The sequence below is a fragment of the Erwinia sp. GW821-FHT03D09 genome (genome assembly GCF_059420805.1).
The window spans coordinates 247,863-255,795 of sequence record NZ_JBWKUK010000006.1; the positions used below are offsets into that span (position 1 = coordinate 247,863).

The following is a 7,933-nucleotide window of genomic DNA, read 5'->3' on the forward strand; positions in this document are numbered from 1 at the left end:
AGATGATGATGTTATCTAAAGATACAGCAAATCCCGACGAGCTTTCGGCTCATCTGGCCAATCTTGATAGACCCTTTGCCTGTATTTACCGCCCCCAATGCGAACCTATCAACGCAGTATTGTTTCTTGAAGGGGATATTGAGCTAAGCCAGTCCCTTTCAGAATTAGCTCTGGATCCTCCCCTAGGCGGGACGGGCAAATTCTCATTTAACAAATTGATATTATTGCCATTTAATCAGCTGAAAGAAAAAGGATATGCCTGCATTGACGATGGTGAACAGACGATCGTAATGCACATTGAGCGGCAAGATTATTACCCTATAGATTCATTTATCACAGCCATTAATGACCATGATATCAAGCCACGAAACCTGCACTTCGATCTTGATGACCAAACGTATGGCGACATTGTTGATACCGTGGTTGATCAGGAAATCAGCTCCGGGGAAGGCAGCAACTTTGTGATTTCACGCAGCCTGGAGGGCGATATAACCGACTTTAGTATCCGCCACGCGCTGACGCTGTACAAACGGCTGCTGCAATCTGAATGCGGATCATACTGGACATGGATGATCTTTACCGGCAGCCGCTATTTCATGGGTAGTACGCCTGAACAGCATATCCAGGTTGATGAGCAGAACGTGGCGATGAATCCTATCAGCGGCACATTAAAATACCCCGACACCGGGAATATGGCGCACGTGCTGGATGATTTTCTGCAGGATAAAAAAGAGCGCGACGAACTATTTATGGTGGTAGATGAAGAACTCAAAATGATGAGTAGCATCTGTCAGCGTGATATTCAGGTATCCGGGCCGAAGCTCAAGGCTATGTCGCACATCGCGCATACCGAATATTTTATCCATGGCAACTCAGATCGCAGTCTGAAAGAAATCATCAGGCAATCGCTATTTGCGCCAACAGTGACCGGCAGCCCAATAGAAAGCGCCTGTAAAGTTATCGCCCGGCGAGAACGCCGCGGACGCGGTTATTACAGCGGCATCGTTGCTATAACGGGTGCGCAAGAAGGTAAACGCTATCTGGACTCGGCCATAATGATCCGCACTGCCGATATTTCCGCTCAGGGACATTTTCGGCTTACGGCGGGTTCAACCATCGTCAGAAGTTCCATCGCGCAAAGTGAAGCCGGTGAAACACGCGCCAAATTACAAGGGCTAATGCATTCGTTCTTCTCTGAACCAAGCGCCGGGACGCCAAACCGGACAGGATTGTCTGCAGAACTTTGCCATCGGGCTGACCAGATACTGGCACAACGGAATGCACGCGCCTCCGCCTTTTGGCTGGATAACTCGCAATTGGGCCCGCGCGCACTACTCTCTCATCATGCCATCACACTGATCGACATGGAGGACAACTTCACCGCCATGATTGCTTATCAGTTACGCAGCGCGGGTTGCGCCGTCACCCTCATTCCCTGGTATGACTGCCCGAGCAAGCTAACGCAACTCACCGATCGCGACATCGTATTCATTGGTCCCGGGCCTGGCGATCCAACCAATATACAACTCGAAAAAATACGCGTGGGCCGAAAAATTATTGCGCAACGGCTCCGGGAGCAGCGTCCGCTAATCGGGACTTGTCTGGGACATCAGTTAATTTGCGCCGAATTAGGCATTCCGATCGAGCGGCTGGTCAATAACCGTCAGGGTAGCCAACATCAGATATCCATTCAGGGAAGACCTCATACCGTTGGTTTCTATAACAGTTTCTCCGCACTACATCAGCGGCCATGCTGGTACAGCCCGGAGCATGACAAAACAGTCCAGCTGGAGCGACTCCCTTCCGGTGAAATTGTCGCCTTATCGTCAGGCAACGTTGCCTCCATACAATTTCATAACGAGTCATTCCTGACGCAAGACGCATTTTCTATTTATCAATGGCTGATACAGAACGCCTTAACAACAACGGTAACTCTTAGCCAACAAGATGCCGTTTAAAAGGAAGTGTTGAAAACCGACATTCGGAGAGAGCTGACATGGGAAATAAATCAGTATCATTACCTACCGGTAATGACTTTTTAGCGGGTCTAAATGATGGGCGAGAAATATGGGCTTATGGTGAAAAGGTGGACAATGTTATTACACATCCAGCATTTCGCAATTCAGCACTGTCTATAGCTAAATTATACGACGCGCTCCATGACGAAAAGTATCGGGCTATTTTAACCACGCCTTGTGATACCGGCAGCGGTGGTGTCACCCATCCGTTCTTCCGCGTTCCTCATTCTGTTGACGATTTGATACGCGATCGCGACGCAATCGCCCAGTGGGCACGGCTTAGCTATGGCTGGTTGGGAAGAAGCCCTGATTTCAAAGCGTCGTTTCTTACGACTCTGGGCGCCAATCCCGAGGCCTACGGCGAATATACGGATAACGCCAGGCACTGGTACAAACGTTCGCAAGAGGAGCTACTTTACTGGAATCATGCCATCATTAACCCCCCTATCGATCGCAATCTCCCGCCCGACCAGATTGAAGATATCTGCATTCACGTCGAAAAAGAGTGTGATGATGGTGTGATTGTTAGCGGTGCCAAGGTGGTTGCTACCGGCTCAGCCTTGACGCATTACAATTTCATCGCGCATTACGGTTTACCTGTCAAAAAAAGAGAATTTGCCCTGGTATGCACATTACCCATGAATGCCCCAGGACTGAAGCTGGTTTGCCGCCCCTCTTACTCCTTAGCCGCCGAAAAGATCGGCAGTCCTTTTGACTATCCACTATCCTCACGCTACGACGAGAATGACATGATCTTCATTCTGGATAAGGTGAAGATTCCCTGGGAAAACATTTTTATTTACGGCGATACCGCTAAAGCGGCCACGTTTTTACCCAGTTCTGGATTCCTGCACCGCTCAACGTTCCACGGTGTGACGCGCCTGGCGGTAAAAATCGATTTTATTTGTGGTTTATTCATTAAAGGCGTGGAAGCCACCGGCGTAGCCGATTTCCGCGGCATACAGACGCGCGTCGGGGAAATGCTGGCCTGGCGCAACCTCTTCTGGGCCATAAGTGATGCTATGGCTAAATCGCCGAACCCCTGGCACAACGGCGCCCTCCTGCCTAACCTGGATTATGGTTTAGCCTACCGTTGGTTTATGTGTCTCGGCTATCCACGGATCAAAGAAATTATTGAACAAGATCTTGGCAGCGCGCTTATTTATATCAACTCGCATGCCAAAGATTTCGCTGCGCCGGAACTGGAACCTTATCTGAAAAAATATATGCGGGGCTCCAACGGTATGGATGCCGTTGAACGCGTCAAGCTCATGAAGCTAATCTGGGACTCCGTAGGAACAGAATTCGCCAGCAGACACGAACTCTATGAACGAAATTATACCGGTAGTCATGAAAATGTTCGTATCGAACTGTTGCTCGCCGCACAGATGTCGGGGCAGGTACAAGAATATAAAGGTTTCGCCGAACAATGTATGATGGATTATGACCTGGATGGCTGGCTGGATCGCGATTACCACTGGCCTTTAGACGAATAAGATTAACGGGACAATACATCAGTATAATAATAGGCATGCATCACATTATTGCCAGTCTCTTCTGGCTGTCCCGACCACCATTTCTCACTCCATCCGGCAATGTTTGCGCAACCACTCTGCGGTTAAAGAATGGCGACAGGCCAGCATCGATTCGGGTGTACCGCTAAACAATAATTCCCCCCCTTCTTGCCCGGCATAAGGTCCAATATCAATAATCCAGTCAGCCTGAGCGATCAACTCCATATTATGTTCAATAATAATGACGGTGTTTCCGCGCTCTACCAGTCGGTTAAATAGTTTCAACAGCGAGGCCACATCACTGGGATGAAGACCAGTGGTTGGCTCATCGAAAATATACATGTCACTATCATGATTTAATTGTGACGCTAACTTCAGCCGCTGGCATTCACCGCCTGAAAGATGCTTTAACGATTCACCCAAGCGTAAATATCCCAACCCGACTTCGACCAGGCTACGAAAAATTGGCCTGAGCTGTGGCTCATTCAGGAAAAAGTCGCCGGCATCATTAATCGACAGGGATAATACCTCCGCAATATTTTTTCCCTGATAACGATATTTCAGCGCTTGTGGGTTATAGCGCTGTCCCTGGCAGGCCTCACATGGCAACGTAACCGTATCCATAAATGCCAGATCGGTTTGTATTACCCCTAGCCCATTACATTCCGGACAGGCCCCTTTGGCATTGGCGCTAAACCACGACGCTGACACATGGTTTTTTTCGGCAAACAGCGAACGGATCGTATCAAATACACCGCACCAGGAAGCAATATGCGATCGAATCGAGGTATGTATCGGTTTTTGATCGATAACGATCGCCTCCGGACATTGTGGCGCCAGGGCCCCCATAACGAATGAACTTTTGCCCGATCCGGCAACTCCCGTCACTGCGACCATAACGCTCAAAGGCACGTCTACCGATAAGTTATGCAGATTATGCAATGTGGCGTTTCTTACCGAAATATAACCTTTGGCACATCTCGGTTTCTTATTTATCTCTGCCTGTGAAGAGAAATATCGACCCGTCAAGGTTTGGGATTGCTTAAGTGCCGACAGGTCGCCCTCAAAGATAATATTCCCGCCTTGCTTACCCGCTCCTGGCCCTAAATCAATAACATGCTCGGCTATCGCTATCATGTCCGGGTCGTGCTCCACCATCAGAATGGTATTGCCTTTGTCGCGTAGTTTTCCAATTAAAACATTCAATTTCACTATATCTGCTGGATGCAGGCCGGTGCTGGGTTCATCAATTATATAAACGATCCCGGTCAGACTACTTCCCAGATGCCGGACCATTTTCAACCGCTGGGATTCACCGCCCGATAAGCTAGGGGTCGTACGGTTCAAATCCAGATATCCCAAGCCTACTGCACACATGGCATCCAACCTTTCCAGCAATGCTTCGATCAGCGGCCTGACTTCAGGGTAATCGAGCTTTTCTACAAACAGCTTTAACTCTGTGACAGGCAGCGTTGCGCATTCGCCAATATTTTTCCCTCTAATCCGGCAGGAAAGTATTTCCTCGTTAAGCCTCATGCCCTGACAAGAAGGGCAAACCTGCAAACTAACGACTCGCTGAAATTCCTCAGTTTTAGTATCTTTAGTTTCCTGTTTTAAATAACTTCGCGTAAAGCGCGTAATGACGCCTTCAAACTTTGCACTCTTAGGCCAACCGGCTAACGGTGCTTCAGGAATGAGATTATCCGCATAAAGTAATAATTCTCGCTCCTCTTTTGAATAATCCGCGATTTTTTTATCGGCATCAAAAAGCCCTGAATAAACATAACGTTTCCAGCGCCATGAGCCTGGCGCAAAAGAAGGATAACGAATAGCACCTTCATTTAACGACAGATTCGAATCAATCAGATGGTTGATATCAATGGTACTGGCAATGCCCAATCCGTCGCATGTCGCACACATCCCCGCAGGATGATTAAATGAAAAAACATTCGAATAACCTACGAAAGGTTCGCCGACACGAGAAAAGAGTAGCCGTAGCAGGGTATAAATATCTGATGCGGTACCCACCGTCGAACGTGCGTTGCCACCAATACGTTTTTGGTCAATAATAATGGCCACCGACAGGTTTTCAATTTCATCAACTTCAGGATTGCCATAATGTGGTAAGCGATGGCGAATAAAAGGTGGAAACGTGTCATTTAACTGTCGCTGAGATTCCGCCGCTATAGTTCCGAATACCAAAGAACTTTTTCCCGATCCGGAAACACCGGTAAAAACTGTTATTTTATTTTTAGGGACCTCTACATCAATATCTTGCAAATTGTTTTGCCTTGCACCAATGATTTTTATAGCGTCATGTATTTTCATCACACTATCCTTTTTTTACCTGTCAATAACAATGCCATGATGGCTATTAAACAGCATCCCGCGATAATCAGCGACATCGGCAGTAATGACAACGGGTCCCCAAATCCAAGCAGTGACGGGGTTATCGCAGCGATACCAAACTGAAAAGCCCCTAAAATAGCAGAACCCGTTCCCTTTAAGTGTGAGGATGCCGCCATGGCCATACTCGCAGCATTGCCAAATGTCAAAGCCATAGTAAACATCATCATTAACAGTAGTACCGCCGCGATCTCAAACTGGAAATGAGAAATATTGTCAACGATACAAAGTAATATAGATATCACCAGCGTGCTTATCACCCCCAATGTTATAAGGTTATCTTCACCAAATTTCATAACATAGCGAGCGCTGACAATACTACCAAACATCATTGCTCCGGCGTTGATAGAAAATATTACAGCGAACTTTCCTGAGGATAAATCAAACGCCGATTGATAGATAAATGGTGATGCTGATATATAAGCAAATAGCGCCCCAAACTGGATTGAAAAAATTAGAGTATAACTAATATATTTCTTATTGCTTAGCAGCTCGATAAACTGACTGATAATCTCGTTCAGATTGAAAGGTAATCTCTGATGACGGGGTAAGGTTTCGCTAATAAAATGACCACTGAGCAGAGTGGAGACTAATGATATTGTTGCCATAAAAACAAAAACTACTGGCCAGATAAACCATGCAGCCATTCCTCCAAGTAATGGTGCAATAACAGGGGCGATCCCCTGTATCGCTAGCACCAGATTAAAATATCGAGCGGCTTTAGTCCCTGGGCACAGATCAGAAATAATTGCTCGGGAAAGAACGATACCAGCCGCTCCTCCCAATCCCTGAAAGAACCGTGTAACAATGAGCAGCTGAATGTTCGTAGATATAGCGCCAGCTAATGAAGCGATGGTTAATAGCGTCATCCCGCCTAGCAATAATTTACGTCTGCCGTAATGATCGGACAATGGACCAATAAACAACTGCCCAATACCTAAGCCCACCATAAAAGCGGTGATGCTAAGCTGAACTTTGTCAGGGGTCGTATGCAGATCGCTGGCGATAGCTGGAAATAAAGGCAAGTACATATCAGTGGATAATGCAGCAACGGCGCTAAGTAAACCCAGAACAATAACGACTTTACTGGCAAGCAAACCTCTACTTTCATCTCTGAACATCGTACTGACTGCCGATGCTTGAACTTCTTTCGGTCGCATGATGAGCGTAATCCCTTTACCATCTGTGGTCTGTAATAACTATACCACCAGCCAAAGTAATTGCAAAAAGGAAATCAATTAAATTATAAAAAATAAATACATGCCGCTACCGATGTAAAAAACTGGGTCTTCCGCAACTTGGGTGGAGATTTTCATGCCAGAGAACTCATTACCCGTCGCCTCAGTAGCTCGAACCCTGCCCGACCATACATTTGCCGTTTCAGCATCTTCAGACGATTTACATGGCCCTCGACAACACCGTTACTCCATCTGCTGCTTATCGCTTCGTGTATTGCGGTTGCATCGGCTTCCATCCCGGCAGCAACGCGTTGAAGGTCAACGAGTCCACTCTGACTGACGTCAGAGAACCATTGATTTAACTGTGATTTATTCTTCGTCTTCAGCATCCGGTAGAAGTCGAGGGACAACTGTTGTGCCATTTTCAGCTGCGGCTCTTTCTGGCACATTGATTCGATGAAGCGGGAAGCATAGTTTTCTTCTCCTCTGATCATTCGCCAGGGCATTAACCAGCGACTGACCCGGGATGCTGAGGGAAGTCGGCCCGGGGACACAGCCGGAGCGTCAGACTGCTTACGCCACTTAGCCACAGCATCTCTGACCGTCGTTTCACTCCCGGTAAAACCAGAGTCAACCATCTCCTGCCTGTAATGGTCTAATGATCCCGGACACTTTGTTAGAGATATTGGACTGCCCCCACGACAGTAGACAAATTCTGTCCTCACGACGAGGCCTGTTCGAAGGCCTCGGGACTGACGCCGCCGAGATGACTGTGGCGCCGGGCCCGGTTATAGAAGACTTCAATGTAATCGAAGAT

The 7,933-nt window shown here is 47.5% G+C and carries 5 protein-coding genes and 1 pseudogene; 2 read left to right on the forward strand and 4 right to left on the reverse strand.

Annotated elements, in window-relative coordinates; translation table 11 throughout:
- The first annotated feature begins 8 nt into the window (after positions 1-8).
- Positions 9-1,958, forward strand: coding sequence for an anthranilate synthase family protein (locus AC07U6_RS08130; RefSeq protein ID WP_494764794.1), 1,950 nt, complete (start codon positions 9-11; stop codon positions 1,956-1,958).
- A gap of 38 nt (positions 1,959-1,996) precedes the next feature.
- Positions 1,997-3,514, forward strand: coding sequence for a 4-hydroxyphenylacetate 3-hydroxylase family protein (locus AC07U6_RS08135; RefSeq protein ID WP_494763771.1), 1,518 nt, complete (start codon positions 1,997-1,999; stop codon positions 3,512-3,514).
- A gap of 84 nt (positions 3,515-3,598) precedes the next feature.
- On the opposite strand, the gene AC07U6_RS08140 is transcribed toward AC07U6_RS08135, so the two are convergent.
- The 4 genes and pseudogenes from AC07U6_RS08140 to AC07U6_RS08155 all read right to left on the reverse strand — a co-directional run.
- Complete coding sequence (locus AC07U6_RS08140) at positions 3,599-5,860, reverse strand: ATP-binding cassette domain-containing protein (RefSeq protein WP_494763772.1); 2,262 nt, start codon at positions 5,858-5,860, stop codon at positions 3,599-3,601.
- Positions 5,860-7,098: a multidrug effflux MFS transporter gene (locus AC07U6_RS08145; protein WP_494763773.1), complete on the reverse strand. Its 1,239-nt coding sequence runs from the start codon at positions 7,096-7,098 to the stop codon at positions 5,860-5,862. The genes AC07U6_RS08140 and AC07U6_RS08145 overlap by 1 nt, the downstream gene beginning before the upstream one ends.
- 152 nt (positions 7,099-7,250) lie before the next feature.
- Positions 7,251-7,760, reverse strand: a pseudogene (locus AC07U6_RS08150) (ISL3 family transposase); the annotation flags it as partial.
- Between the two features lie 77 nt (positions 7,761-7,837).
- Positions 7,838-7,933: IS3 family transposase (locus tag AC07U6_RS08155; protein ID WP_017458904.1), on the reverse strand; the 96-nt coding region annotated here is incomplete at its 5' end.

Bases quoted from the DNA above. Each gene is read 5' to 3' on its own strand.
- AC07U6_RS08130 (WP_494764794.1), top strand. From the start codon at position 9: ATGTTATCTAAAGATACAGCAAATCCCGACGAGCTTTCGGCTCATCTG.
- AC07U6_RS08140 (WP_494763772.1), bottom strand. From the start codon at position 5,860: ATGAAAATACATGACGCTATAAAAATCATTGGTGCAAGGCAAAACAAT.
- AC07U6_RS08135 (WP_494763771.1), top strand. From the start codon at position 1,997: ATGGGAAATAAATCAGTATCATTACCTACCGGTAATGACTTTTTAGCG.
- AC07U6_RS08145 (WP_494763773.1), bottom strand. From the start codon at position 7,098: ATGCGACCGAAAGAAGTTCAAGCATCGGCAGTCAGTACGATGTTCAGA.